General features: G+C 34.6%; 21 protein-coding genes and 1 other annotated feature. Of the genes, 16 read left to right on the plus strand and 5 right to left on the minus strand.

Annotation, left to right across the window (positions count from 1 at the left end):
• Positions 1-15 precede the first annotated feature (15 nt).
• From HMPREF1864_RS01380 to HMPREF1864_RS01420, 9 genes are all read left to right on the plus strand, one after another.
• Positions 16-840, plus strand: a complete 825-nt coding sequence (locus HMPREF1864_RS01380) for a triphosphoribosyl-dephospho-CoA synthase (protein ID WP_062571052.1) — start codon at positions 16-18, stop codon at positions 838-840.
• The gene (gene citC, locus HMPREF1864_RS01385) at positions 833-1,825 is read left to right on the plus strand and encodes a [citrate (pro-3S)-lyase] ligase (protein WP_062571053.1); all 993 of its coding nucleotides are present in this window, start codon (positions 833-835) and stop codon (positions 1,823-1,825) included. Before HMPREF1864_RS01380 ends, citC begins: the two co-directional genes overlap by 8 nt.
• Entirely contained in the window at positions 1,812-2,333 is a 522-nt protein-coding gene (citX, locus tag HMPREF1864_RS01390; protein ID WP_062571054.1) for a citrate lyase holo-[acyl-carrier protein] synthase, read from the plus strand. Before citC ends, citX begins: the two co-directional genes overlap by 14 nt.
• 194 nt (positions 2,334-2,527) lie before the next feature.
• The gene (locus tag HMPREF1864_RS01395; protein WP_062571055.1) at positions 2,528-3,817 is read left to right on the plus strand and encodes a 2-hydroxycarboxylate transporter family protein; all 1,290 of its coding nucleotides are present in this window, start codon (positions 2,528-2,530) and stop codon (positions 3,815-3,817) included.
• Between the two features lie 17 nt (positions 3,818-3,834).
• The gene (citD, locus tag HMPREF1864_RS01400) at positions 3,835-4,116 is read left to right on the plus strand and encodes a citrate lyase acyl carrier protein (protein WP_062571056.1); all 282 of its coding nucleotides are present in this window, start codon (positions 3,835-3,837) and stop codon (positions 4,114-4,116) included.
• A 4-nt stretch (positions 4,117-4,120) separates the two neighbouring features.
• Positions 4,121-5,020: a citrate (pro-3S)-lyase subunit beta gene (citE, locus tag HMPREF1864_RS01405; RefSeq protein ID WP_062571057.1), complete on the plus strand. Its 900-nt coding sequence runs from the start codon at positions 4,121-4,123 to the stop codon at positions 5,018-5,020.
• Complete coding sequence (citF, locus tag HMPREF1864_RS01410) at positions 5,010-6,557, plus strand: citrate lyase subunit alpha (RefSeq protein ID WP_062571058.1); 1,548 nt, start codon at positions 5,010-5,012, stop codon at positions 6,555-6,557. Before citE ends, citF begins: the two co-directional genes overlap by 11 nt.
• A 211-nt stretch (positions 6,558-6,768) precedes the next feature.
• Positions 6,769-7,000 (plus strand) — a binding site (T-box leader).
• A gap of 63 nt (positions 7,001-7,063) precedes the next feature.
• Entirely contained in the window at positions 7,064-8,860 is a 1,797-nt protein-coding gene (metA, locus tag HMPREF1864_RS01415) for a homoserine O-acetyltransferase/O-succinyltransferase family protein (RefSeq protein WP_062571059.1), read from the plus strand.
• A 246-nt stretch (positions 8,861-9,106) separates the two neighbouring features.
• Entirely contained in the window at positions 9,107-13,960 is a 4,854-nt protein-coding gene (locus HMPREF1864_RS01420) for an S-layer homology domain-containing protein (protein ID WP_062571060.1), read from the plus strand.
• A 188-nt stretch (positions 13,961-14,148) separates the two neighbouring features.
• Here the strand turns inward: HMPREF1864_RS01420 and gap are convergent, their stop codons facing one another.
• Positions 14,149-15,168: a type I glyceraldehyde-3-phosphate dehydrogenase gene (gene gap, locus HMPREF1864_RS01425; protein WP_062571061.1), complete on the minus strand. Its 1,020-nt coding sequence runs from the start codon at positions 15,166-15,168 to the stop codon at positions 14,149-14,151.
• 290 nt (positions 15,169-15,458) lie between these two features.
• Here gap and HMPREF1864_RS01430 point away from each other — a divergent pair, with 290 nt between their 5' ends.
• The 3 genes from HMPREF1864_RS01430 to HMPREF1864_RS01440 all read left to right on the plus strand — a co-directional run bounded on the left by HMPREF1864_RS01430 (position 15,459) and on the right by HMPREF1864_RS01440 (position 18,504).
• Positions 15,459-15,683 carry a preprotein translocase subunit SecG gene (locus HMPREF1864_RS01430; RefSeq protein ID WP_062571062.1) on the plus strand — a complete coding sequence of 75 codons (225 nt, stop codon included), beginning with the start codon at positions 15,459-15,461 and terminating at the stop codon, positions 15,681-15,683.
• 127 nt (positions 15,684-15,810) lie between these two features.
• Positions 15,811-17,814 (plus strand): sodium-translocating pyrophosphatase, encoded by a 2,004-nt coding sequence (locus tag HMPREF1864_RS01435; protein ID WP_062571063.1) that lies wholly within the window; start codon positions 15,811-15,813, stop codon positions 17,812-17,814.
• Positions 17,815-18,003: 189 nt separating this feature from the next.
• Positions 18,004-18,504, plus strand: a complete 501-nt coding sequence (locus HMPREF1864_RS01440; RefSeq protein WP_062571064.1) for a hypothetical protein — start codon at positions 18,004-18,006, stop codon at positions 18,502-18,504.
• Between the two features lie 81 nt (positions 18,505-18,585).
• On the opposite strand, the gene HMPREF1864_RS01445 is transcribed toward HMPREF1864_RS01440, so the two are convergent.
• Positions 18,586-20,013: a leucyl aminopeptidase gene (locus tag HMPREF1864_RS01445; protein ID WP_062571065.1), complete on the minus strand. Its 1,428-nt coding sequence runs from the start codon at positions 20,011-20,013 to the stop codon at positions 18,586-18,588.
• Between the two features lie 178 nt (positions 20,014-20,191).
• On the opposite strand from HMPREF1864_RS01445, the gene HMPREF1864_RS01450 reads away from it, so the two are divergent.
• The 4 genes from HMPREF1864_RS01450 to HMPREF1864_RS01465 all read left to right on the plus strand — a co-directional run bounded on the left by HMPREF1864_RS01450 (position 20,192) and on the right by HMPREF1864_RS01465 (position 24,574).
• Positions 20,192-21,109 carry a DMT family transporter gene (locus HMPREF1864_RS01450; protein ID WP_062571066.1) on the plus strand — a complete coding sequence of 306 codons (918 nt, stop codon included), beginning with the start codon at positions 20,192-20,194 and terminating at the stop codon, positions 21,107-21,109.
• A gap of 73 nt (positions 21,110-21,182) precedes the next feature.
• On the plus strand, positions 21,183-21,809 hold the full coding sequence (locus HMPREF1864_RS01455; RefSeq protein WP_062571067.1) for a cytidylate kinase-like family protein: 627 nt from the start codon (positions 21,183-21,185) through the stop codon (positions 21,807-21,809).
• Positions 21,810-21,954: 145 nt separating this feature from the next.
• Positions 21,955-23,007, plus strand: coding sequence for an enoyl-CoA hydratase/isomerase family protein (locus HMPREF1864_RS01460; protein ID WP_062571068.1), 1,053 nt, complete (start codon positions 21,955-21,957; stop codon positions 23,005-23,007).
• A gap of 214 nt (positions 23,008-23,221) precedes the next feature.
• Positions 23,222-24,574, plus strand: a complete 1,353-nt coding sequence (locus tag HMPREF1864_RS01465; protein ID WP_062571069.1) for a hemolysin family protein — start codon at positions 23,222-23,224, stop codon at positions 24,572-24,574.
• A 103-nt stretch (positions 24,575-24,677) separates the two neighbouring features.
• Here HMPREF1864_RS01465 and HMPREF1864_RS08740 read toward each other — a convergent pair whose 3' ends face one another.
• The 3 genes from HMPREF1864_RS08740 to HMPREF1864_RS01475 all read right to left on the minus strand — a co-directional run bounded on the left by HMPREF1864_RS08740 (position 24,678) and on the right by HMPREF1864_RS01475 (position 26,097).
• Positions 24,678-25,109, minus strand: a complete 432-nt coding sequence (locus HMPREF1864_RS08740; RefSeq protein ID WP_369817830.1) for an Abi family protein — start codon at positions 25,107-25,109, stop codon at positions 24,678-24,680.
• On the minus strand, positions 25,106-25,558 hold the full coding sequence (locus HMPREF1864_RS08745) for an Abi family protein (protein ID WP_197415046.1): 453 nt from the start codon (positions 25,556-25,558) through the stop codon (positions 25,106-25,108). Before HMPREF1864_RS08745 ends, HMPREF1864_RS08740 begins: the two co-directional genes overlap by 4 nt.
• Positions 25,559-25,800: 242 nt before the next feature.
• Positions 25,801-26,097 (minus strand): hypothetical protein, encoded by a 297-nt coding sequence (locus HMPREF1864_RS01475; RefSeq protein ID WP_231723488.1) that lies wholly within the window; start codon positions 26,095-26,097, stop codon positions 25,801-25,803.
• Between the last annotated feature and the right edge of the window lie 68 nt (positions 26,098-26,165).

Genomic DNA, 26,165 nt, shown 5'->3' on the forward strand with positions numbered 1-26,165 from the left:
GAAGGCGGAGGGATTATGTTAAATTCAGATAAAATCGCAAGACTTGCTAGCTACGCTCTCATCTACGAAGTCTCTTTAAGTCCCAAGCCAGGACTTGTTAGCCTAATAGATGTGGGTGCTCATGATGACATGGACTACATGGACTTCTTAAAGTCATCACTTGTCCTCTACGACTATTTTAAAATTGCCTACGAGCTTGGAGAAAAATCTAAGGGAGAGGACTTCTTGGAGCTTAGAGAATATGGAAAGCTTTATGAAGTCAAGATGAAAGAAGCAACTGGTGGAGCCAACACCCACAAGGGAATTATTTTTTCTCTTGGCCTTATGGTTTATGCAAGTGCAATAGAAATTAGAAGAGGAGACTTTTCTTTTGAAAGGGTCATTGATCGAGTGGCTTACTTAAATCGTGGTATAAGTGACGAGTTAAAAGTTAAAAGGGCAGAGACTCACGGCGAAAAAAATTACAAAAAATATGGACTAAAGGGGATAAGAGAAGAGGCGGAGGAAGGTTTTAAGAAGGCTCTTATGGGACTAGACTTCTTAAAGGAAGCTGAGAAGAAGACAAATTTTGACTACGCCCTCACTGGAACCCTATTTTATTTTATGTCCCTTATCGAGGATTCAAACATAATCAAAAGAGGAGGGCTTGAAGGTCTTGAATTTTTAAAAGAAACTTCGAGTCGTGTCCTTGAAAATAAATTGTACGAAAATGAAGCTGGAATGAAAGAAATCCAAAAAATAAATGAGGAGTACAAGAGGAGAAACCTAAGTCCAGGTGGCTGCGCTGACTTTTTGATTCTTAGCTTGTATTTTTATCTCTTGGAGGGAAACATTGATTGACTATAGAGAGGTTATGAAGTTTGAGAAAAAGAATGTTGAGAAATTCTTGGAGGGCTTCGACATAAATTATGAGAGGGACGTGGACTACACTCTTGTTGCACTTGATGGTGACAAAGTTATTGGGACGGGGTCTTGTGCTGGCAGGGTCCTAAAGTGTTTTGCCATTGATCCAGCTTACCAAGGTATGGGAATTACCAATGCAATAATCACAAGGCTGCTTGATCACCAATACGAGATTGGCAACAAGCATCTCTTCATCTTTACAAAGCCAAAGAATATTAAGATTTTTACAGACTTTGGTTTTTCTCTAGTTGAAGATACAGAAGACGTTGCCCTCTTGGACAATAAGATAGATGAACTTCACAAGCTTTTAAAAAACATTGAAGATGAGAGGGAGTCTGGTGCAATTGTCATAAACGCCAACCCCATGACCAAGGGTCACCTCTATTTAATTAACGAAGCTAGAAAACAAACTGGCCTCTTACACATCTTTATGGTAGAGGAGGATGGGTCTACCTTTCCTTACGACTTTAGGTACAAGATTGTGAAGGAAGAGTTGGAAGAGTATGATGACGTCATTGTCCACCCAGGCAATGACTACATTATTTCAAAAAACACCTTCCCAACATATTTTTATAAGGACGAAAAGACAATCCTAAAGGCCTATTCAGAACTTGACACAAAAATCTTTGGAAGCTACTTTGCCAAGGCTTTAAACATAAAGAAGAGATTTGTGGGAAGCGAAGACAAGGATGTAGTTACAAAAAATTACAACGAAACCATGAAGAGAATCTTGCCAGAATATGGAGTTGAAGTTGTAGAAATTCCTAGGATAAGTCTTGGCAATGAAATAATTTCTGCTTCAAAGGTTAGGACACTTTTAAAGGAAAGAAAATTTGAAGAAGCCTACAAGTTTTTGCCAGAAGCAACGGTAAGGGCTTTAAAGTCAGAAGAAGGGCAGAGGATAATAGATGAAAGACTCTAAGATACTTGCTATGAATAGGATGCTTGAGGCAAAAGAAAAAAGATATTACAAGATCAAGGCTCTGACAGAAAAATATGAGGCTCCAGTCCTTTCCTTTATGTTAAACATTCCTGGCGAAGACAAAAACTTTGAAGAGGCCGTAAGCTTCCATAAAAAATATGTAGAGAAAATTAAAAATCTTTTGGAAGAGAATAAAATAAAAATTTTATTTGAAGATTACCAAAATTTAATTACAGGTATGGAATACCTTGCAGTCCTTGATGGCGATGGAAGACTCATAAAAAAACTCATGATGGAAGTGGAAGAAGAATCCTTAGGAGGAAGACTCCTTGACCTCGACATATACGACAAGGACTTCTCACAAATTTCACGATCATCACTGGGACTTCCGGAGAGAAAGTGCATTCTTTGTGACGACACAGCAAGAACCTGCATCAAGGAAGAAAGACACAAGATAGAAGAACTCGAAGTGAGAGTAAGGGAAATTATAAGAGAGACTATTGAATAAACCCCTGAAAAATTTTTATAAAAATCTAAGAACAGCTTGTTTTCAAAATAAATTAGGAAAGGTAAAGTGGTCCTACAAATTAAATTTGTTACTGTAACAATTTTATATTTGTCTAAGATGGATAATTCACGGCTTTAACATCTTGAATAAAAAAGCCTTCCTAGGGTATCATAGAAAAAAGGAGGTTTTTATAATTGAAGAAAAAATATTTCGGACTTAACCTTCCAATGTTATTAGTTTTATCGATAATTGTTTTTATCTCAACATACATGGGAGTTTTGTCTAAAGATTTAGCGGGGGGCATTGCCCTTATGTTCGCAATAGGTATCATTTTATATGAAATTGGTGAGAGGATTCCAATTTGGAACACTTATGTTGGTGGTGGGCTTGTTCTTGCCTTCTTGGGTTCAGCAGTTTTAGTTTATCTACATGTTATCCCAAAAGAATATGTAGAACTTATTTCATCTGTTAACTCTAAGCCAATGGGACTACTAAACTTCTTCATCATTATGCTTATCTCTGGTTCACTTCTTGGACTTAACAGAGAGCTTATGATGAAATCTTTTGCAGGATATATTCCAGCAATTCTTGGCGGAGTTTTAGGTGCTGCTATCCTTGGTATTATTGGTGGACTTTTCTTTGGAGTTTCTCCAGCAAACACTGTTTTAAAATATGTTCTTCCTGTAATGGGTGGAGGTAACGGTGCAGGAGCTGTTCCTCTAAGTCAAATTTATGAAAGAGTTACAGGAGATGCTGCTGCAAACTATTACGGCTTTGCTATTTCAATTCTTACAATTGCAAATATCTTTGCTATTATTGCTGGTGGTATTTTAAATAAAATTGGTAAGAGTAAGCCAAGCCTTACAGGAGACAAGAAAACTCTTATGAGATCTGCTCCTGAAATTGAACAAAACGAAGAAAAGTTTACTACACAATTAAAGGATTATGCTGGAGCAATTTTAATGGCTCTTACTTTCTATCAACTTGGTAGACTTGTAGCTGATAAGCTTTGGGATCCACTAGTTCCTTCAGTGCCAATTCACCCCTTTGCTTTTATGATTATTATCGTTGCTCTTGCTAACGGACTTGGAATTGTTCCTGGCCCACTTAGACAAGCTGCAAAGGAAGTTCAATCTTTCTTTACAAAAAATATTGTAATCTTAGTAATGGTTGGTGTTGGTGTTGAAACTGACTTAATTGAACTAAGGGATGCTATCACTTTTGGTAATGTTGTTATGGCATTTTTAATTGTTGTTGGTGCTGTTATTGGTTCAGGACTTGTTGGACACCTTGTTGGATTCTTCTTTGTTGACTCTGCTGTTACAGCAGGCCTATGTATGGCAAACAGAGGTGGATCTGGTGACTTAGCAGTTCTTGGAGCAGCTGACAGAATGGATTTAATTTCTTATGCACAACTTTCATCGAGACTTGGTGGAGGAATTATACTAGTTATAGGTTCAATACTCTTTGGAACGCTCATGTAGACGTAGGAGGGATTTTTTTGAAATTAAAAAAAGAAGCAATGGCCGGAACTCTTGAGTCAAATGATATTTTAATCACTATTGACAATGGAGAAGGCATATCTATTGAACTGGAAAGTTCAGTAAAAAAACAATTTGGTAAACAAATTGAAAAAGTTATAAGAGAAACTTTAAAAGAATTAGATGTAGAGAATGCAAAAGTTACTGCAGTAGACAAGGGTGCCTTGGACTACACAATCAAAGCAAGAGTAGCAGCAGCATGCTTTAGAGCAGCTGAAAGCACAGAATATAATTGGAGCTGATATTTTGAAAGAAAGATTAAGAAGAACAATGATGTTCCTTCCAGGTAACAACCCTGCAAACATCACTGATGCTCACATCTATGGCCCTGATTCAATTATGATCGACCTTGAAGATGCTACGAGCATAAATCAAAAAGACGCAGCAAGATTTTTAGTTTATAATGCACTAAAAACTTTAGACTACGGAAAAACTGAAGTTGTTGTAAGAATTAACGCCCTTGATACACCTTTTGGACGTGAAGATATTAAGGCAGTTGTAAAGGCTGGGGTAGATGTAATTAGACTACCAAAGTCAGAAACTGCACAAGATGTTAAAGATGTAGATGAAATCATAACAGAAGTTGAAGAAGAAATGGGTTGCCAAGGAAGAACTCTTATGATGGCAGCTATTGAATCTCCAACTGGAGTTATTAATGCAGTTGATATTGCTAAGGCATCACCAAGGATGATGGGTATTGCTCTTGGTGCAGCTGACTATGTTACTAACCTAAAGACTCAAAGGTCTAAACACGGTTGGGAACTTTTTGCAGCAAGAAGCCAAATTGTTTTAGCTGCAAGAAACGCAGGCATTGCTTGCTTCGATACAGTTAACACAAACCTTGATGATATGGATGCCTTTAGGGAAGAAGTTCAATTTATTAAGGACCTTGGATTTGATGGAAAGTCAGTTATCCACCCTAAGCAAATTGCTGTTGTAAATGAAGTTTACACACCAACTGAAAAAGATATTACGAAGTCACTTCGTATTATTGCAGGTTCTAAGGAAGCTGAAAGAAGGGGCTCTGGAGTTATTACTGTTGACGGCAAGATGGTTGACTATCCAGTTATTGCTGGCGCACAAAGAGTTCTAGACCTTGCAGTTGCAAGTGGAGTGCTAAAGAAGGAGGATATTGATGAACTATAATAAAAACGCAGTAGGAAGAGATATCCCTGAATACCTTGAAGGCATTGGTGAACTTGTTCCTTTCAAAGGCGAAGGCAAATATCTTAGAACTGATAGAAAGGCTTCTCCAAAAATTAGATATGGCAATAGAAGTGAGAAAAAACTTCTAGGTTCTATTGAAGAAGCAGTTAAGAAAAGTGGACTTAAGGATGGAATGACAATTTCCTTCCACCACCACCTAAGAAATGGTGACTATGTTGTAAATATGGTTATGCAAGTTATTGCTGATATGGGCATCAAGGACTTAACACTTGCTCCATCATCACTTTCACCATGCCACGACAAACTAATTCCATTAATTGAACAAGGTGTTATCACTGGAATTCAATCATCTGGACTAAGAGGAGAACTTGGAGAAAAAATTTCACAAGGTATCCTTAAAAAACCTTGTATCATTCGTTCACACGGTGGACGTGCAAGAGCTATCGAAGATGGAGAACTTCATATTGACGTAGCCTTCCTTGCAGCTCCAGCCTGTGACGAATATGGAAATATGAATGGTAGAGAAGGGAAGGCAGCTTGTGGATCACTTGGTTATGCAATTGTTGATGCAGAGTATGCTGACTGTGTAGTTGCAATTACAGACAACCTTGTACCATTCCCAAATATTCCTGCTTCAATTGGCATGATGTATGTTGACTATGTTGTAGAAGTTGATGCAATTGGTGATCCAAAGGGAATTGTTTCTGGATCAATTAGATTTAACGACAACCCACGTGACCTATTAATTGCTAACAACGCAGTTAAGGCAATCAAGGCATCTGGACTTTATAAGGACGGCTTTAGATTCCAAACTGGTGCAGCAGGTTCAACTCTTGCAGTTGCAAAACTTCTTCGTGAAGAAATGAAAAAAGATGGCGTTAAAGCATCAATGGCCCTTGGTGGAATCACAGGTTATATGGTAACAATGCTTGAAGAAGGTCTTATCGATGGTATCTACGATACACAATCCTTTGACCTTGACGCAGTAAGATCAATTCGTGAAAATCCAAAACACTTTGAACAAACTGCATCATCTTATGCAAACCCTAACAACCCAACACCAGCGGTTAACACACTAGACTTTGTATTACTTGGAGCACTTGAAGTTGACACAGACTTCAACGTAAACGTAATGACAAGATCAGACGGTGTTATCAACCAAGCAGTTGGTGGTCACCAAGATACAGCACCAGGTGCAGAAATGTCACTTATACTTGCACCACTTGTAAGATCAAGAAACCCAATTGTCAAAGACAAGGTTACAACAGTTTGTACACCAGGAGAATCTGTTGACGTAATCTGTACTGACTACGGTATAGCTGTAAATCCTAAGAGACAAGACTTAATCGAAAAATTCCAAAAAGCTGGAATCGAACTTAAGGACATCAAGGAACTACAAGAAATGGCAGAAAAACTTACAGGCAAGCCTGAAGAAGTTAAATTCTCTGACGAAGTAGTTGCAGTTGTAGAATACAGAGATGGTTCTATAATCGATGTAATTAAGAAAGAAGCTTAAAAATAAATTCTAACTATACTCATAAAAGGGAGGCAAGAGCCTCTCTTTTTTCGTAGAATTTCATAGGTTCATAAGAAATTATGAAGTTATAAAAAGTTATGAAGTTATAAAAATTTATGAAGTTATAAAAAATTGCAAGGTCACAAAAATCTATAAGCTTATAAATTTTTAATAATTGACATAAAAAATTTTTGATGCTATTATAATAAAAAATAACTCAATAAGAGGAAGAGTATCCTTTTTGACTGATTAAAGAGAACTTCGTTTGGTGAGAGAAGTAGAGGAAGATTAGGAGAACATGGTCCTACTTGAGGGTCTATCGATATTTAGATAGGCACGGGAGCGCCCGTTATAGCGATAGAGTATGATAGTACTTGAAGAGTCTTTCAATGCGAGTTGTAAGAGAATTAAGGTGGTAACACGAAATAGCTTTCGTCCTTTATGGATGGAAGCTTTTTTTATTGTCATCCTTCCTCAAGTACAAATAAAAAAAGAGGAGAATAGAAATGCCGTTAATAATACCTAGAGATTTAATTGTTGAAGAAGTTTTACAAAGAGAAAATATTTTTACAATGAGGGATTCATCTGCCATTAAGCAGGACATAAGACCCCTTAGCATTGCCATTGTAAACTTGATGCCCAAGAAGGAAGAAACTGAGCTACAACTCTTGAGGATGCTTTCCAACACAGCCCTACAAATTAACATTGATCTTGTGAGGATGGAGTCCTACGACCCAAACAACTCCGACACAAAGAGGTTGAAGTCCTTTTACAAGACCTATGATGATATAAAAAACAACAAGTATGACGCTATGATAATCACGGGGGCACCTATTGAGACCTTAGCCTATGAAAAAATAAAATACTGGGATGAGCTAAAGACGATTTTTGAATTCGCCAAGAAAAATGTCTACTCCACAATGTTCATCTGCTGGTCTGCCCAAGCTGCCCTCTACCACTACTACAAGATTGAACACAAGCTTAGCGATGAAAAAATCTTTGGAGTCTTTGAATTTGACAAGTTAAAAGAAAATAAAATTGTAAAGGGCTTTGATGACAGCTTCTTGGTTCCAACATCAAGACACACCTATGTTGACATAGAAGATTTTGAAGACTTTTCTGACTTGGAAGTCCTTGCGGCAAGACCTGACACTGGAGTTTCCCTTGTGACAACAAAGGACAACAGGTTCGTCTTTAACTTTGGTCATTGGGAATACGACAAGGACACCCTCCACAATGAGTACATCAGGGACCTTTCACAAGGCAAAAAGATCAGCCCACCAATAAATTATTATGAAGACAACGACCCAAAGAAGGACATAAAAATTAGGTGGAGGTCTGCGGGCAACCTCTTTTTCTCCAACTGGCTCAACTATTGTGTCTACCAAGAAACACCCTTTGCTATTGACAGCATCGAGGGCAAGTCAGTTTCAAAATTTGGTGGCAGCTCCCTAAAGGATGCAGGACAATTTGCCAAGGTGAAGAAAATTATCTTCTCCAAGGAAGATAGGGATGTAATTGTGGTTTCTGCACCGGGAAGAAGATTTAAAAAGGATACAAAAATCACTGATGAATTGATTTCTCTTTCAGACAAGAACTTGAGGATTGAAGAAGTTAGAGAAGTCATCAAGTCCCTCGAAGAAGAGTTAGAAGTACAGAACTTAACTCGTGACAAGCAAGTAGAAAAAATTAAAAACAGGTTCTTGTCCATAGCGGAAGACTTAGGTCTTGAAGAATTTTGGGATGATGAATTGAAATTTGTCTTTGATGAGATAAAAAAATCTAGGGACAAGGACTTCATTGTGTCCAGGGGAGAATACTTAAACGCCAAGCTACTTGCAAAGTATTTGAACTACGATTTTATTGATGCCAAGGACCTAATCATCTTTGATGAAAGGGGACAAGTTGACATAGAAAAGTCTAAGAAGGAAATACAAAGGCACATTGGAGAAAATAAAAAGGCAGTTGTGCCAGGCTTCTATGGTAGCGACCAAAAGGGAAACATTGTGACCTTCACCAGAGGAGGCAGCGACTACACAGGTAGCCTTATTGCCTATGCCCTTGACTCCAAGGTCTATGAAAACTGGACTGATGTAAATGGGATAATGACATCTGACCCCAACAAGGATCCAAATGCCAAGACAATTGACAAGCTATCCTACACCGAGCTCAAGGAAATAATTGGCGAAGGCGCCCAAGTCTATCAAGAAGATGCCATAAGCCCCGTAGCCAAGAAGAACATAACCATAAAAATACTAAACACCAATAACCCAGAAAATCACGGGACAATTATAAAGGATTAAAGAAAAAAGCTGAGAAAACAATACACCTATAAGATTGAAATTAATCACCAAAGTAGGTTGAGTTTAAAACTCAGCTTTTAATTTAATTACTGAAAAATTGTACATAAGCAAGTTATGTTTTTTGCTATAATTAGTTGGCATTTATTATCGTTTAGTGAGTTTATAAAATAAATATTAATGGATGATATCAAATGTTATGTGGATTATTAGAGTAATTCATAAATCTAATTTTAGGAGGACATATAAATGGAAAAAAATAGTATTTTTTCAAAATTGGTATTATATTTATTAGTTTTAACGATGTCAATATCTATTTTACCTATTACGTGTTTTGCAAATTCTTCTGAAAAATCTTTAAAATTTAATGATGTATCAGAAAATTATTGGGGGAAAAATAGTATCAAAAAGTTGGCAGACAAGGGAATAGTTAAGGGATATTCTGATGGGACTTTTAAACCCTACAAAGATATAACTAGAGGTGAGTTTATTAGCTTAGTTAACAAATCATTTGGGTTTTCAAAAAAGTCTAGTGTAAAATTTAAAGATGTATTATCGGATTCTTGGTGTTATGATGCAATTTCAGTTGCTGTAGGAGAAGGTTATACAAATGGATATCCAGATGGAACTTTCAGACCTAATGCGGAGATGTCTAGGGCTGAAGCAGCTACTTTTTTAACAAGAATATTTATGAAAACAAATAGCGAAAAAGTAGAAAGTAGGGTAGATTTTAAGGATAATCTTCCAGCATGGGCTAAAGATTCAATAAATTATGTAGTAGAAAAAGGGTACATGAAAGGTTATCCAGATGGAACTTTTCAAGCTAATAAAAGCATAACAAGAGCGGAAGTTTGTAGTTTAATAGATAATGCGGAAGCAGATATAAGAGATTTTAGAGTAAAAAATTCTAAGACAAATGAAGATATTAATAAGAAATTAGAAAAGGATAAAAAAGAGAATAATGTTGATGGGTACAAATCAAGCCATTCTAATAACAAATCTAGTTCTAACAATAAGGGTACTATAAACATAGAAAATGAATCGAAAGAAAATAATAATGAAGATACTAAGGAATCTGAACATTCTGTAACACCAAGTAGTCCAAAGAAATCAGAAGATTCATCTAATCCTTTATCCATGGTTCAAGTTGATAAAAACTTTTTTATTTTTGATGTAAAAGATTCAGATAATAAAGATGCTATAAAAAATATTTTAAAAGAAAAGTACTTATCTTCCGATAAATATTTTATTGGAAAAATTTTCAAAGATAATTCAAAAGTTTTATTATATGCTGACAATATTAAAATAAAATGCAAAAAAGACACTAATCAGTTACCAGAAACGATAAGTGGTATTTATATGGGCAAGGAGAATGAGTTTGTTCCTTATGATGAAAAAAACAATAATATAGATATAACACTTTTTGTTGGTAATGTTAAACTTGATAAACCATTTGAAACAAGTAAGATTGTTCTAGGTTTCAAAGGTAATAATGTTAATGGCGGATTGGATTTGTATAATTCTACAAAAATAATAAATGGATTAAATTTTAATCTTGAGAAAGCGCCTAAAGAAAGTATGATATATGATTCAGCTATAAGTCAATCAAGTAAGAATGGTAAAAATACGATATCAGACCTTGAAATTATAAACAATACATTTGATTTTGGTAAAAATACAGCAAACGCTAAAAATGCTATAAAAATTATGAGTACCTTAAATCAAGGCTCTTTAAAGATAAATAATAATATTATAAAAGGTACTGGAGCGGATATTAATAGTAAGCAATACAATTCATCTGCAATATCAATTAACAAAGCCACTGGTAATGATACATTAACAGAAATAATAGGAAATAAAATTTCAGATTATGCTTATCATGGTATAGGGGTTACTGTAAAAGAAAATGCAAGTTTAACTGTAGAAGATAATATTTTGGATAATATTGGTCAAAATGGAATTGATATAACACTATTTGGCAAAGGAAAAGAAATAAATATAAAGGACAATATTATTTCTAAATATGGTTCTAAAGAAATAATGAGCAAAGAAAAATTTAGTGACCCTCTAGAAAAGCCTTCTAATAAATTTGAAGTAGGGTTTGGAATTGGCTACATTGAAAAATCGGTATATGGTGTAAAAATAAATAATCAATACTATAACGATAAGAACAAGTTATTAAAAGATTTATTTATGGTTAATACAATACAAGAAAAGGAATTAAATGATAAAAATCAAGGAGTATTAAATTGCACACCCATATACTTTAAATATGAAAGTTGGTTTAAGAATCCTATTAAAGAACTTAATAAGGAATATTCTCGTCTTCAAAAAGAGGATTTAGTAATTGTAAAAGATGATGATAATGATTTAACGATACCGAGTGAAAATATTAAAAGTAAAATAATTAAATCCTTAAAGATTGTTGGCAATGGCAGTGGAAAGGTGAAAATAAATCCATCCTTGATTATTTCAGATAACTTAACAATAGATCTACCTAATGCTAATTTACAAAACAATGCAAATATTGATAAAGAAAAAGTTAATATTCTAAAAATTAGAGATAATGACTATTCTAGTTTTTCGATAAAGCCAGAATTTACAGAAATAACTTTTAAAGATGCCACAGAACTTCCAATAGAGATTTCTAGTATTAAGAATAAATCTGGAGAAGATGTAACAAAAGATAAATCAAGAATTAAAGATAATATTAAAGTATTTGTTAATGATAAAGAAACAAATGATTTTAAAGTTAATGATGAAGAAGATAAAGTTATTTTAGGGGAAAATTTATTAAATAATATTTTGGAAAATTGTATAGTTAAGTTGGAATATACTGATGTGCAAAACAATATTTCAAAATTACAAAAGACTTTTTATATTTCAGTTAAAAATAAATCATCAATGCAAGGGGATTTTGTAAATAATAAAGCTACTATCTATGAGAGATTTGCACCTGAAGAAGGATTAAAAGTAAGAATAAATTCGGTAAAAAATTCTAAAGGAGAAAGCGTTGATGTATCGAGAATAAATTTAGCGAAAGGATTAAAAATTAAGTTATCTTACAATAATTTAAGAGAAAATGATTTTTCTGTAGATGGGAATATAATCACGATAAAAAAATCATTTTTAGATAAAATATCAGCTCCGGTATATGGATCATCACATAACTTAGAAATCCACTTTACAGATACTGATAATAAGATTTTAAATGCAAAAGAAACATTAAAAGTAGAATTTTTAAATAATTCAACTGTGACAGTTACACCTTTAAGTACTCTTACCTATACGCAAAAGAAAGCACCTCAAGCTGGTATCGTGTTTGAAATAACTGGAATTAAAAATTCTAAGGGAGTTGAACTGAAAAAGAATGAAATTGATTTAGAAAGATGTGTTGATATTGAACCATTCCCAGTAGATTGGAAAGATGATACTCTTGAAAGACTTAATGATGGTACATTTAGGTTTAATAGAAAATATTTAGATATAAATAAATCTAAGAACACAATTTCAATAAAAAAAGAATATTTAGATAAGCTAGAAATAAATGATAAAGATACTGAGTTTGGAACAAAACAAATTATTGTTAAGTATATAGACCAAAAATCAGGAATAAACTTTAGAAGTGATAAATTCATTATTCATATAAAAAAAGCCTTAAATCCACTAAGTGAAGACACAAAGATTACTTCTGAAAAATATTTAGTTTCTGATAGTACAATAAAATCAGGAAGTGAATTAATCAGTAATAGAACAAAAGTAGCTGATTTCATTAAAAATATTTTAAAAGAAAATCCAAGACAAGTAGTAAGAGTTTATGAAAAATCTTATATAAATAATGGAAGATTAGATGCTGGTAATGTTTATAAATATAAGAAGAATTATGAAGACATTTCAAATGAAGATTACTTGGTAGTAACTGCTGAGAATGGGGAAAAAGTTGGAGTATACAAAATAATAACTGAGGATGTACCATCAAAGCCTTTGATGAGTATAAAGAATAATAGTGTTATTTCTAAATTAGGTACAACATTCATAGAACTTGTTGAGAACACTACATTGGATAATTTAAAAAATTCTATTGAGCTTACTGAGGGTACAAGCATTAAAGTTTTAGATGATAAAGGATTAGAAACAAACAATATCAAAGAAGGATATAAATTTATACTTGAAAAAGGAGAAACAAGAGAAGAAAGAGAGATAAGAATCAAGTATGCTAAAAGGACTTATAGAGCTTTAATCGTTGCAAATAGCGATTATGGAAATAGCAAGCTAAATTTAGTAGGTCCAAAAAATGACAAAGATTTGATGAAAAAAGTTTTTGAAAATCAAGAGATAGATTCTAACAGGTTTGAGAATATTGTTGTTGCTGAAAATCTTAAAAAGGAAGAATTTTTAGAAAAAATAAAAGAATCCTTTAGAGGAGCAAATGATAACGATGTAAGTTATTTGTATTACTCAGGGCATGGAAACAATATAAATGGTGTTAGTTATATTTGTACTGTAGATTCTGCGAAAGATAAGGAATCTCAAATAAAGGCATGGATAAGTGTCGACGAATTAAGAAAAGCCTTGGATCAAGTACCCGGAACAAAAGTATTGATTTTCGATTCATGTAATGCAGGGGGATTTATAGGTAAAAAAGTTGATGCTGTAACATCTCCTACACCAAGCTCATCAAGAAGTTCTAGAGAGTTTAATGAAAGTATTCAAAGAGTATTTTCTACATCATTGGGACAGGACCGTTCAATAGGATATTTAACAACGAATGAATATAAAGTTTTAACAGCAAGTTCAGAAGATGAATATTCTTTTGAAGATAAAAAAGAGGCCGTTGGTAAATTCACAAAAGTTTTATCTCAAGTTGCTGGAATAAATGGGAAAATATCAGGAGATAATGATGGCGATGGTAAGATTTCTCTTGAAGAAGCCTACGAGTATTTAGAAGATAATGTTGTGTACACTTCTCACATTCAAGCTTTCCCAAGAAATGATAAGTTTACATTATTTGAAATTGGACCTAAAAGAGAAGCCCTTAGCAATGAAATGAGTATATCTTCTACAAATAATGTAAATGGAAAACAAAATTTAAAAAATAACTAAGTAATTTCAAATAATAGAAAATGATCAAGTCTTGCACTTGGTCTTTTTTTTTATTTTTTCTAAGTTCCATATCTTTATGTTTGCTATCTTAGAAGTCTATATTGATGTATAGAGAATAATTTCTTTGCATTAAAATAATTTTAAGCAAATAAAAAAGGCCTGCCTGCGCAAGCCTTGTAATTAATTTTTTATAGGGAGTCTACAATTTTTTCTGTTAGGTCAATAACTCTTTCTGTGTAACCCCATTCGTTGTCGTACCAAGAAATAAGTTTAACCATTTTGCCGTTAACAGTTGTTAGGAGTGAATCGAAAATAGATGAGTGAGTGTCGCCAATAATATCAGAAGATACAATTTCGTCTTCAGAGTAAGCAAGGATTCCCTTTAATTCATTTTCAGATGCCTTCTTGATAGCTGCGTTGATTTCTTCAACTGTTGCTTCTTTTTCAAGTTCAAAAGTAACGTCTACTAGGGAGCCAGTTGGTACAGGAACTCTTAGGGCAAAGCCTGTTAAGATTCCATCAACTTCTGGAATAACTTTTCCAACGGCCTTAGCTGCACCAGTTGATGTTGGGATTATATTTTCTGCACCCATTCTTGCACGTCTCATATCTTTCTTGTGAACTCCGTCGTGGATGTTTTGGTCGTTAGTGTAAGCGTGAACAGTGGACATAAGTCCCCTCTTGATTCCAAAGTTTTCTAAGATAACCTTAGTCACTGGAGCAAGACAGTTTGTTGTACAAGATGCGTTAGAGATAATGTCGTCCTTTTCTGGGTCGTACTTGTCGTCATTAACTCCCATTACAACTGTAAGCATCTTGCCCTTGCCTGGAGAAGTTAAGACAACTTTCTTCGCGCCACTTTCAAGGTGACCTCTTGCTTGTTCTTCGTCCTTGAAGGCACCAGATGAATCGATGACAACATCAACACCAAGATCCTTCCAGTTCATCTTGTCTGGAGTTTTTGATTCAACGAAAGTAACTTTCTTTCCATTAATTATCATTCCGTCATCGGTGAATTCAATTTCACCAGGGAACTTTCTATAGATTGTATCGTATTTAAATAGGTGAGTTCTTTCTTTTAAAGTTTTTTCTAAATTTCTTACAGCTACGTGAGTAACTTCAAAATTAACATCGTCTCTTAGGGCCCAGATTCTTAGTGCGTCTCTACCAATTCTACCAAAGCCCATTATGCCAACATTTTTTTTCATAAAAACCTCCATTGTTCATTGCATTCTTACTTTCATTATAACATAAGTAGATAAAAGTGAAATTCAAAAATTATTGTGATAAAGAGAGGAGCAGAAAATCTTGGCTGGGAACTTGATGGCTTAATAGAAAAACTCTTCTTGCAATGCTTGATAAGGAGGACTTAATCGAAAAATCCTTAAAAAATGAGTTATCTTGTTAAAAAAAGCCAAAATATCCTATAAATTCGTTGATTAGCAAGCCTTGCTGTGTTAGAATTTATATGTTATAGAAATTTAAGGGAGGTATAAGTTTGCAAACTTTATTATCTATTATAATTATTATTGCGAGCATAATTGTAATAACTGTAGTTGCACAAATGGAATCAGAACAAGCTGGTCTAGGAACTCTTCAAGGTGAAGAAACTGCTATGTGGGGATCTCACAAGGGTTCTAGTAAAAAAGATATTCAAAATAGAGTTGTTATTGGTTCAAGCATCGTTTTTGCACTTGCACTTATTGTACTAGCTGCAATTTAATTAGAGTTAAGGGGGAGAAAATAAAATTGATAAATTTTTCTTCCATTTAGTGATTATTTTAGCAATTCTATTTATAAAAGTTAGTGTTTTATAAGTAGTTTGTAATTAAAATTTAAGGAGGATTATAATGAATATGTTATATCTAGCTCCTATTGTCGGCGTTTTGGCACTACTATTTGCTGGTTACAAGGCTGGCTTTGTGTCAAGACAAGATGCCGGAAATGAAAGAATGAAGGAAATTTCATCTTACATTTCAGAAGGAGCTATGGCATTTTTAACAAGAGAATATAAAGCTCTTGTTGTATTTGTCGTTGTACTTGCAATTATCTTGGCAGTAGGACTTAAATCAATTCCAACTGCTATTTGTTTCGTAGTAGGAGCTATCTTTTCAGTAGCTGCTGGTTATGTTGGTATGAAGGTTGCTACAAAAGCAAACGTTAGAACAACAAACGCAGCATGGAAGGGTGGCCTAGGTAAAGCCCTTGACGTTGCCTTTTCAGGTGGAGTTGTAATGGGAATGTGCGTTGTTGGTCTAGGAATTATTGGTATTACCGGCGCATACTTCTTAACAGGTGGACAAACTGAAATCATTACAGGATTTTCACTTGGAGCATCATCTATTGCACTTTTCGCAAGAGTTGGTGGTGGTATCTACACTAAGGCTGCAGACGTTGGAGCTGACCTTGTAGGTAAAGTTGAAGCTGGTATCCCAGAAGACGACCCAAGAAACCCTGCAGTTATTGCTGATAACGTAGGAGATAATGTTGGGGACGTTGCTGGTATGGGAGCTGACTTATTTGAATCATACGTTGGAGCCCTTCTTTCAGTTATTACTCTTGGAGTTGTAGCTTACGAAGAAAAAGGCGTTGTATTTGGTATGCTTGTTGCAACAGTTGGTATTCTTGCATCAATTGTAGCTGCTTTCTTTGTAAAGGGAGACAAGAACCCACAAAAGGCTCTTAACGCAGGTGAATATGTAGCAGCTGCTGTTACAATGATAGCTTCAGCACTTTTATCAAACTACATCTTTGGAAGTTTTTCACCATTTGCACCAGTAATCATTGGTATTGCAGTTGGTCTAATAATTTCTAAATTCACAGAATATTACACAGCAGATGATTATGCACCAGTTAAGAGAATTGGAGCAGAATCAGAAACTGGTTCTTCAACAAATATTATCGCTGGACTTTCTGTTGGTATGATGTCAACAGTTGGACCAATCATCATTATCGCTGTTGGTATTATTGCATCTTACCTTGGAGCTGGTGGAAGCACTAATTCAATCGTAGGACTTTACGGAATTTCTCTTGCAGCTGTTGGTATGCTTTCAACAACTGGTATGACAATTGCCGTAGACGCTTATGGACCAATCGCAGACAACGCTGGTGGTATTGCAGAAATGTGTGAACTACCAGAAGAAGTTCGTGATATTACAGACTCACTTGACTCTGTTGGTAATACAACAGCAGCTATAGGAAAGGGATTTGCAATTGGATCAGCAGCACTTACTGCCCTTGCACTTTTCGTTTCTTACATTAACGCTACTGGTCTTAGTGGAATTGATATTTCAAAACCAGAAGTTATAGCTGCAACATTCGTTGGTGGTATGCTTCCATTTGCCTTCTCTGCACTTACTATGTCAGCAGTAGGTAACGCAGCATCAGAAATGATTGACGAAGTAAGAAGACAATTTAGAGAAATCCCTGGAATCATGGAAGGTAAAGCAAGACCTGAATATGCAACTTGTGTTGACATCTCAACAGGTGCTGCTCTTAAGCAAATGATCGTACCAGGACTAATCGCTGTAATTGTTCCAATCCTTGTAGGTCTACTACTTGGTACAGAAGCCCTAGGCGGACTTCAAGCCGGAGCTCTTGTAACAGGCGTACTAATGGCAATCTTTATGTCAAACGCTGGTGGAGCTTGGGACAACGCTAAGAAATACATTGAAGGTGGAGCACACGGTGGTAAAGGTTCAGAAGCTCACAAGGCAGCTGTAACTGGAGACACAGTTGGTGACCCATTCAAAGATACATCAGGACCTTCTCTTAACATTCTAATTAAACTTATAACTGTTGTATCCCTTGTATTCGCACCACTATTTGTTGCACACGGTGGACTATTCCTATAAAAAATAAATCTGTTAGAGAGAAATCTCTAGCAGATTTTTTATTGCAAACTATATTAAATTTACGACTCTGTCAGAATTTATTTGGCAGAGTTTTTTTTAATAATAAATTTGACAAGACAAAAAAGTTTTATATAATTTAGTTAAATAATAGGATGAATTGTTAGGATAATTTTATGGGAGGTATTATTGATGCGAAAAAAATTAGGAGTAGCTTTAATAATTATTTTATCTTTATCAGCATTAATATATTTTCAGAAAAAAACTAATAATGAAAAAATAGATGATAAGAATAATTCCAATGTTATGAGTGAAGAAGTAAAAGCAAATATTATCAATAAAAATTCTAATGACCTTTATAGAGATGTAATCATTAGTAAAGATAACGACTTTCATGGAAGAAAGTTTAATAGCCAGTTTTCTTTTACATTATTACTAGAAAAAGATGATAAAATAAAATTCCAAGACCCTAAAGATTATGAAATTAATTTCAGATTGTTAGAAGATAAAAAAATGAAAGCATCTTATGATTATAAAATTCTTTCTGAGGATTTTGAACTTGCTAAAGATTATCAAGGGATTGAACACTTTAGGTTTTATCTTACTTATTCTATAAGAGAAGAGGGAACATCAGAAGATAATGGTCCGGAAATTTATAGCTTACATGGTGAAATAAATTTAGAAGATATATGAGAACTCATCTTAGAAATAAGGTGAGTTTTTTGAATACAGAAAAACCACTAGCCTGAGCCAGTGGTTTGTAGTTTAAAATTTTTAGCAATCTGTTGGGTCTAATAGGTTGTTTAAAGTCTTTACGTGGATGCCAGTTGCATTCTTAGGAAGGTAGCCTGACTTTTTATCCCTATAAGCTGTTGCTGCTATGTCTAGGTGGGCCCAAGGTGTTCCTTCTTTTACAAACTCGCCAACGAAGAGTCCTGCTGTAACAGATCCTGCTTGTCTACCAGATGTGTTCTTGATGTCGGCAACTTCTGACTTATTAAGCTTCTTGTAGTCTTCGTCATAAGGGAAGGCCCATATTTTTTCTCCAGCTAGCTTGCCAGCTTCAAGGACTTCATTGTAGAAGGCTTCGTTATTTGTAACTGCGCCAGTGTAAACTTCTCCAAGAGCAATTGTAACTGCACCAGTAAGTGTTGCAAGGTCAATAATTTTTTCAGCTCCAAGATCATTTGTCGCATAGTGAACTGCATCGGCAAGGGTGATTCTTCCTTCGGCATCTGTGTTTGCAACTTCAATTGTAAGTCCCTTCATAGAGTCGATTATGTCGCCAGACTTGTAAGCCTGACCTGAAATCATATTTTCGCAAGCTGCCACTACACCAACTATATTTGTCTTTGCCTTGTTCTTTGCAAGGGCATAGATACTTCCAATAACTGTACCTGCACCACCCATGTCGCAGTGCATATAGTTCATGCCAGATGGAGACTTGATGTTATAACCACCAGAGTCGTAAGTTAGTCCCTTACCAACAAGGGCAACTTTTTCTGTGTCGGCATTCTTGTATTCCATTACAATAAGTCTTGGACGGTTTGTGGCGCCTGCTGCAACTCTTAAAAAAGCCTTCATTCCAATTTTTTCGATTTCGTCTTCTTCATAAACTGTTACCTTAACGCCAAGATCTTCTAATTTTTCCTTTGCAATCTTAGCAAGAGTTTCTGGATACATTACATTGGCCCTTTCGTTAACAAGGTCCCTTGCAAGGAAGACTCCGTCCATAATATTTTCCATCTTATTAATGCCTTGTCTTAATTTTACTTCGGGACCCTTAAAGGCAGAATAGTTGACAGTTATTTCAAAGTCTGCCTTCTTTTCTTTTACGTCAGTTTTCTTTGTGAATTCATATTCACCTTGGCGAAGTCCTTCGTAGGCTGCCATAATAGTTTTCTTGTTGCACATTCCAAGGTCTGGCATTTTTATTTCAACTTCATGCTCTTCATTGTTTCTTAAAATATTTCCAAGTTCGAAGAAAAGATTTCTTACATCTTCAAGGTCAAGGTCTCCATCGCCAAGTCCCATAAAAATTTCAGATTCTTCTTCAAAGCTAGGAAGGTATAAAGCTTCTTTAAACTTATAAGCGAACTTTTTCTTTCCAAGGTAGTCCTTAATTTCAAGTGGAAGCTCTTGATCTTTTTTAACGAAGTGGACCTTTAGTCCTCCTTCTTTATACAAATTAAACTTAATCATAATTCACCTCTTAACTTAATTATACATGAGATTTTAAAAAGGTCTAATTTAAAATATTTACAGTAAGAAGTATTGCATTACTATTTTTCTTAGATAAATTATGATAAGATTAATTATAGAATTTTAACATCAATTTGGGCTTAAACTTCTGAATTGGTGTTTTTTGGGTGGTGTAAAAATGAAAAGAGAGTTAAAAGCATCAATAATGTTATTTGCAACAGCAATTATCTGGGGACTTGCCTTTGTAGCACAAGCAGCTGGCATGGAGCATTTAGGGCCCCTTTCTTTTACTGCCTCAAGATGTTTTGTAGCAGTTGTATTTTTATATCTAACCTATAAATTTTTTATGATGAAGTCGGCATCATATAGGGAAGATAAATTTGATATGAAGAGGACTCTCGTGGGTGGAAGTATTTGCGGCTTGGTCTTTACCCTAGCCATCAACCTTCAACAGGTTTCTCTAATTTATACAACAGCTGCCAAGGCAAGTTTTTTGACAGCCCTCTACATAGTTTTTATTCCGGTCTTGGGACTACTTTTTGGCAGGAGACCAAGTTTAAAAATTATAATTTGCATCTTCCTAGCCATGGTGGGTACCTACCTCTTGTCCATCAAGGGTGGACTAAACATTAATAGGGGAGACTTAATTGTAATCCTATCTGCCCTTGTCTTTGCTATCCACATCTTATTACTGACAAAGTACTCAACTAATACCAATGCAGTTTTGGTTTCCCTAGTTCAGTTTGCAGTTTGTGGGGTCATATCTTTAGTGGGAGCCCTTGTACTTGAAGATATAAGTATGGAAGCAATTTTAAAATCTCAAGTCACAATTCTCTATGTAGGAATCTTATCATCAGGAGTTGGATTTACAATTCAACTAATGGCACTAAAGGACCTAGAGCCAGTTGTGGCATCTATGATCTGTTCACTTGAATCAGTTTTTGGTGCCCTCTTTGGTTGGCTCATCCTATCCCAAGAGATGAGTGAAAGGGAAATTTTTGGAGCTATAGTAATTTTTGTGGCAACTATATTTGCTCAAGTCCCAATAGAAACTTATATCGAGAAGAGGATAGAAAGGAAATTAGATAGGGGATAAAATTTCACAAGAATTTTAAATAGAATAAAAAAATTTTCACATTGCTAGGGTATAATTAAAGAGAGGTGAGGATATGTCACTATTTAAAAAAATTTTCCAAAAAGATGGAGAAAAATTAATAACAATTGATGGAGAATATGGATCTGGGGCAAATGAAATTGCCAAGACAGTTGCCGATAAATTAAATTACGAATTTTATGACGAAAAATTAATAGAGCTTATGAGCCTTGAAAAAAAGGTTAAGCCTGAAGAAATAAAAAAAGATGACTCCTTCTTGCAGGGAACCATCTACGACCTATATAGACAAAACTACTCCTACTCCCAAGAGGATATAGCAGTTGATGATGCAGCCTTTCTCTTGGACTCAAGGACAATTAGGGAGCTTGCAAAAAAGAGTAGAGTTGTGATCTTTGGCAAGTGCGGTGACTTTGTCTTGGAAGACTTTCCAAAGCTCTCAGTCTTTATCTACGCATCAAAGGACTTCAAAGAAGAGAGAATTTTAAATACTTACAAGGTTAAAAAAGATAAACTTGATATAAAGATGACTCGTGAAAACAACAGACGTGCCAACCACTATTCTAGAAATACTGGAAGAGTTTGGGGCGAGTCTGCCAACTACGACCTCTTAATAAACTCATCTTCCTTTGACTTCCAATGTATAGCCGACCAGATAATAAACTTGGCACAAAATAAAAAATAAGGATCCTGACGAGAGTCGGGATTTTTTATTGACTAAACTCATTTGATTGACTTGGAGTCTTATGAATTAATGAGATTTATATTTTTCAATTTCTTATCTATAAATTGGGGTAGACATTAAAAATAATTAAGAAGATGGTGATATGATGAAAAGAGATGATTTTATAATTAGCAAAGTGATAAAAAATGTTGGGATTATTTATTTTAATAGGCCCAATAAAATAAATGCTATAAACTTAAAGATGGTAAAGGATATAAGAAATATTTTAGAAAAATGGGAAAAGGACGATGGAATAAGGGCTATCCTTTTCGAAAGTTTATCTGACAGGGGATTTTGTTCTGGTGGCGACTTAGTCCACCTCTACAAGGACTTTATCACTAATGATGACTGTAAGAATAAAGACGAACTTTTTATCAAGGAGTTTGATCTGGATAAGTATGTAGCCTCATATAAAAAACCTATTGTATCCTATTGGAAGGGCATTGTAATGGGTGGTGGAATTGGAATTAGTATAAATTCTGACCTTATAATTTGTGACGAAAGTGTACAATGGGCAATGCCAGAAACAAGCTTGGGATTCGTCCCCGATGTAGGTGTGGGGAAATTTATCTCTAGCTTGCCTCAAGCTCTTGGACAATACTTAGGGCTCTGTGGAGGACGTCTAGCATCCCCGGACTTGATAAAGCATGGACTTGCTCATGTCTTTATAGATTCAAAGGATTATGAAAAGCTAAGAGAAAAGTTTTTTGAATTATCAGAAAGTTATAGGGACAATGAACTAATAGAGAAGTTAAGAAAAGAAGCAGAAAAATATAAAAAGGAAAGTCACGATACCTTTGTTGAAAAAAATTATGACAAGATAGAAAAATATTTCTGTAAGGATAGCTTGGCAGAAATTTATAAAATTCTAGAAGAGAACCAAGAGGATGAATTTGCAAGAGATGTTTTAAAGAACCTAAGAGGCAAATCCCAATTTATCTTGGCTTTGCAGTTTGAAAAATATTTTCTTGGCAAGGGCTTGACCTACCATGAAACTGTGGATTTGGATTTAAAAATTTTAAGACAATGCCTAGAGCTTGGCGAGATGGAAGAGGGCATAAGAGCCAAAATGATTGACAAGGACAATAATCCAGATTGGAAGCACAAGAGCCTAGATGAAGTAAAGATTGAAGAAGTAAAAAATTTATTAGTTAAGTAAAAAGAAGAAGGGCAATAAAGTAGAAGGCCCTTCTTCTTTTGTTTTAAATTTTCATCCAAGCCCACCAAGCTTAGTCATGAATAACTAACACCAGAGGGCGAAATTCTTAAAGCTTAGGAAGTGAGTAAAAAAGCTTGATAAGATTAATTATTTTATTGTCACAAATATAAATTCTTTGATATAATTAGGCTAAAAAGATAGGGAGGAAGATTTTATGGACGATGGCGCCTTGTGGGCTAAGCTCATATTAATAGCAATACTTACAAGCATTAACGCATTTTTTGCGTCAGCTGAAATGGCGATGGTTTCAATAAATAACAATAAGATAAAAGAAATGGCAGAAGAAGGAGACAAGAGAGCAAAGACTCTTTTAGATATCTCAGAAGATCAAACGAGATTTTTATCAACAATCCAAGTTGCAATAACCTTGGCAGGATTTTTCTCATCTGGATCTGCAGCCACTTCTATCTCAAAAGTATTTGGAGAATTCTTGAGAGGATACGGGATTCCCTATGGTGGGACAGTAGCCTTTATTTTGGTGACACTTGCCCTATCTTATATAACACTTGTTTTTGGAGAGCTAGTGCCAAAGAGAATTGCCCTACAAAATTCAGAAAGAGTTGCCCTTAAAGCATCAGGTGCAATTGCCTTTGCCTCAAAAATATTTTATCCCTTTGTAAAATTACTATCATTCTCAACAGTAATAGTCTTAAAGATTATGGGAAAATATTCAGAGGACGTAGAAGAAAAAATTTCAGAAGAAGAATTAAAATCCTATATAAAAGTTTCAACCCAACAAGGAGTAATCAACTCAGCTGGGGAAGAAATGATAGTTAACATAATGGACTTTGACGACAAGCTAGCCTACGAGATAATGACACCAAGGACGTCAATTTACATGCTAGACTACGACGACTTCACAACAGAAACAATAACAGAAGTCTTGAAAATGGGTTACTCAAGGATGCCAGTCTATCGTGAGAACACAGACAACATTCTGGGAACAGTTTATATCAAGGACCTCTTTGTTGAATACGCAAAAAATGATTACGAGTCTATAAACTTGGACAACTGTATCAAGTCCCCTTACTATGTACCAGAAACCAAAAAAATTGACATGCTTCTAAAAGAACTTCAAGCATCCAAAAACTATGTAGCAATCCTAATTGACGAGTACGGAGGCTTCTCAGGCATGGTAACAGTAGAAGACATAGTAGAAGAAATAGTTGGAGAAATCGAAGACGAGTATGACAAGGAAGACCACAGCGTAGAAAAAATTAGCGAAAACGAATATATAGTAGACGGATCCATGGACATAGAAGACATAAACGATGCCCTTGGCCTATCACTATATTCAGAAAATCATGAGACAATCTCTGGTTTGATAATAGAAAAGCTTGGCTTTATACCAGACGAAAAACAAAAGAAAAAACTTAGCGTCAAGGCAGGCGGCTGCATCTTGACAGAACTAGCAGTAGCAGAAAAAAGAATAATGAAAGCCAGCATCAAAGTAATACCAGAAGAACAAGAAGAAGCCAAAAGAGAATACAAAGAATTCAATTCATAAAAAACTAACCCCCTAGATCCAAAAGGATTAGGGGGTCTTTTAATGTGAAAGATTTAAATTAAAAATATAATAATAAATTACAGAGAATAGATTTAATTAAAAACTAAAGAATATCCTTCCAGTTTTTTGGAAAGCCCATAAAACTATAATTAAAGTAGCCTTGATACTTATCAAAAGTGTTTTCTAAATCTTTTAAAAGGGATTTCCACTGATTATTAGAGTTTAGAATTCTCTTTATAATTAGAAGAATAGGAAATATTTTGTTTTGTTTGCCCTTATATTGTTCGTTTTCGGAATATAAACGTGGATTTTCTTTTAGAGGCATATTATAGAGTCTAGTGTAGTGGGCACAAATATTTCTAACTTCAACAAGGCATAAAATCCAATTTTTTAAATATTTAGGGTCTGTATTATAATAATCAGAAATTTCTCTCTGATCTTCTAACTTTAAAATGCTGAATAAAGAAGATAAATTTCCAAAAGACATAAGCTCAACAGATACCCACAATGGAAATAATCCGTTATACTTTTTCAAGTGATGTTTAACAAAAGGTTTATTTTTTGTCTATTAATTTCCTTATTCAGATTTTCGTTAATTATGGAATATATGCTTTGACCTTCTTTGGTAGTTTTATAAATAAAATTATTTTCGTGCATAAGAGCATCAGAACCATATTTATTGGATAGGTGATAAGCGATTTGGGTTCTAAGTTCAATTTCAATCTGCTCAATAGTCCTTATAATATTATTTTTAAATTGACTGTCAAAACAGTAAAGATTAAAAAGATGCTCTATACTTACCTTATCTTTGTAGTGTTCCTTATTTTCGGATTTTTTCAAGCCAATACCATAGCCTGAAAGTCTATAATAATTTACTTTTTTTAGAATTTCTTCTGCAAATTCATAGTTGGATATAGAAAGATTGTGATCATTTTTTAGTTTAATAATTTGATTTTTGTAACTTAAAGCAGGCTTTAATTCCATACAAATTCTCCTTATACAAAAAAAGCCCTCTCCGTGGTCCGCATGTAAAAAATCTACATTAAGCGTGGAGAGGTTCTGTTAACTTAATTATAGCATAGGAAAAGCTGGAGTCAAGAGTGTATATGAAAGAAAATAAGGAACCCCTACATCCAAATAGAGTAGAGGGTAGTTTATTGTGTAATAGTGAAAGAGGAAGTAGATAGTTACTTCCTCTTTTTTTGTTTGTGCTAACTTATAAAATTTTATTTAATGTTTAGAACCTCATCTTTGAACTCTTGAATTGTATATTTCCTAGAGTCTACACACTTGTGAGCGCAGGCACGATAGATTAAACCAAAGCGTTTGAGCTCCGTGTTAACAAGTATGAGGGGATAATCATTGTTCCAAGTGACACACTTAAAACCTTTAGATGTTAAGTAGCCGTAGAATGAATTCCTAGCCTTCCTATCCCTTTCATAAACTCCGTAAGGAATAGAAATAGGTTCTTCCCAATAAGCTCCCCTACAATTTTCTTGATAATGTTCATAATAAACTTCCATTAACATATAAACTCCTCCTTTAAAATTAGAGAAGAAAACCTGCTAACAAAAGTCAAGTATAACCTGAA

The sequence above is a fragment of the Peptoniphilus sp. DNF00840 genome (assembly GCF_001553125.1).
Lineage (GTDB): Bacteria > Bacillota > Clostridia > Tissierellales > Peptoniphilaceae > Peptoniphilus_A > Peptoniphilus_A vaginalis.

What these genes read in the sequence shown, in the direction of transcription:
- HMPREF1864_RS01450 (WP_062571066.1), top strand. Translation starts at nt 20,192, where the DNA reads ATGAAAAGAGAGTTAAAAGCATCAATAATGTTATTTGCAACAGCAATT.
- metA (WP_062571059.1), top strand. Translation starts at nt 7,064, where the DNA reads ATGCCGTTAATAATACCTAGAGATTTAATTGTTGAAGAAGTTTTACAA.
- HMPREF1864_RS01380 (WP_062571052.1), top strand. Translation starts at nt 16, where the DNA reads ATGTTAAATTCAGATAAAATCGCAAGACTTGCTAGCTACGCTCTCATC.
- HMPREF1864_RS01475 (WP_231723488.1), bottom strand. Translation starts at nt 26,097, where the DNA reads ATGGAAGTTTATTATGAACATTATCAAGAAAATTGTAGGGGAGCTTAT.
- gap (WP_062571061.1), bottom strand. Translation starts at nt 15,168, where the DNA reads ATGAAAAAAAATGTTGGCATAATGGGCTTTGGTAGAATTGGTAGAGAC.
- HMPREF1864_RS01465 (WP_062571069.1), top strand. Translation starts at nt 23,222, where the DNA reads ATGGACGATGGCGCCTTGTGGGCTAAGCTCATATTAATAGCAATACTT.
- HMPREF1864_RS08745 (WP_197415046.1), bottom strand. Translation starts at nt 25,558, where the DNA reads ATGGAATTAAAGCCTGCTTTAAGTTACAAAAATCAAATTATTAAACTA.
- HMPREF1864_RS01440 (WP_062571064.1), top strand. Translation starts at nt 18,004, where the DNA reads ATGCGAAAAAAATTAGGAGTAGCTTTAATAATTATTTTATCTTTATCA.
- citF (WP_062571058.1), top strand. Translation starts at nt 5,010, where the DNA reads ATGAACTATAATAAAAACGCAGTAGGAAGAGATATCCCTGAATACCTT.
- HMPREF1864_RS01420 (WP_062571060.1), top strand. Translation starts at nt 9,107, where the DNA reads ATGGAAAAAAATAGTATTTTTTCAAAATTGGTATTATATTTATTAGTT.
- HMPREF1864_RS01445 (WP_062571065.1), bottom strand. Translation starts at nt 20,013, where the DNA reads ATGATTAAGTTTAATTTGTATAAAGAAGGAGGACTAAAGGTCCACTTC.
- HMPREF1864_RS01435 (WP_062571063.1), top strand. Translation starts at nt 15,811, where the DNA reads ATGAATATGTTATATCTAGCTCCTATTGTCGGCGTTTTGGCACTACTA.
- citX (WP_062571054.1), top strand. Translation starts at nt 1,812, where the DNA reads ATGAAAGACTCTAAGATACTTGCTATGAATAGGATGCTTGAGGCAAAA.
- HMPREF1864_RS01460 (WP_062571068.1), top strand. Translation starts at nt 21,955, where the DNA reads ATGAAAAGAGATGATTTTATAATTAGCAAAGTGATAAAAAATGTTGGG.
- HMPREF1864_RS01455 (WP_062571067.1), top strand. Translation starts at nt 21,183, where the DNA reads ATGTCACTATTTAAAAAAATTTTCCAAAAAGATGGAGAAAAATTAATA.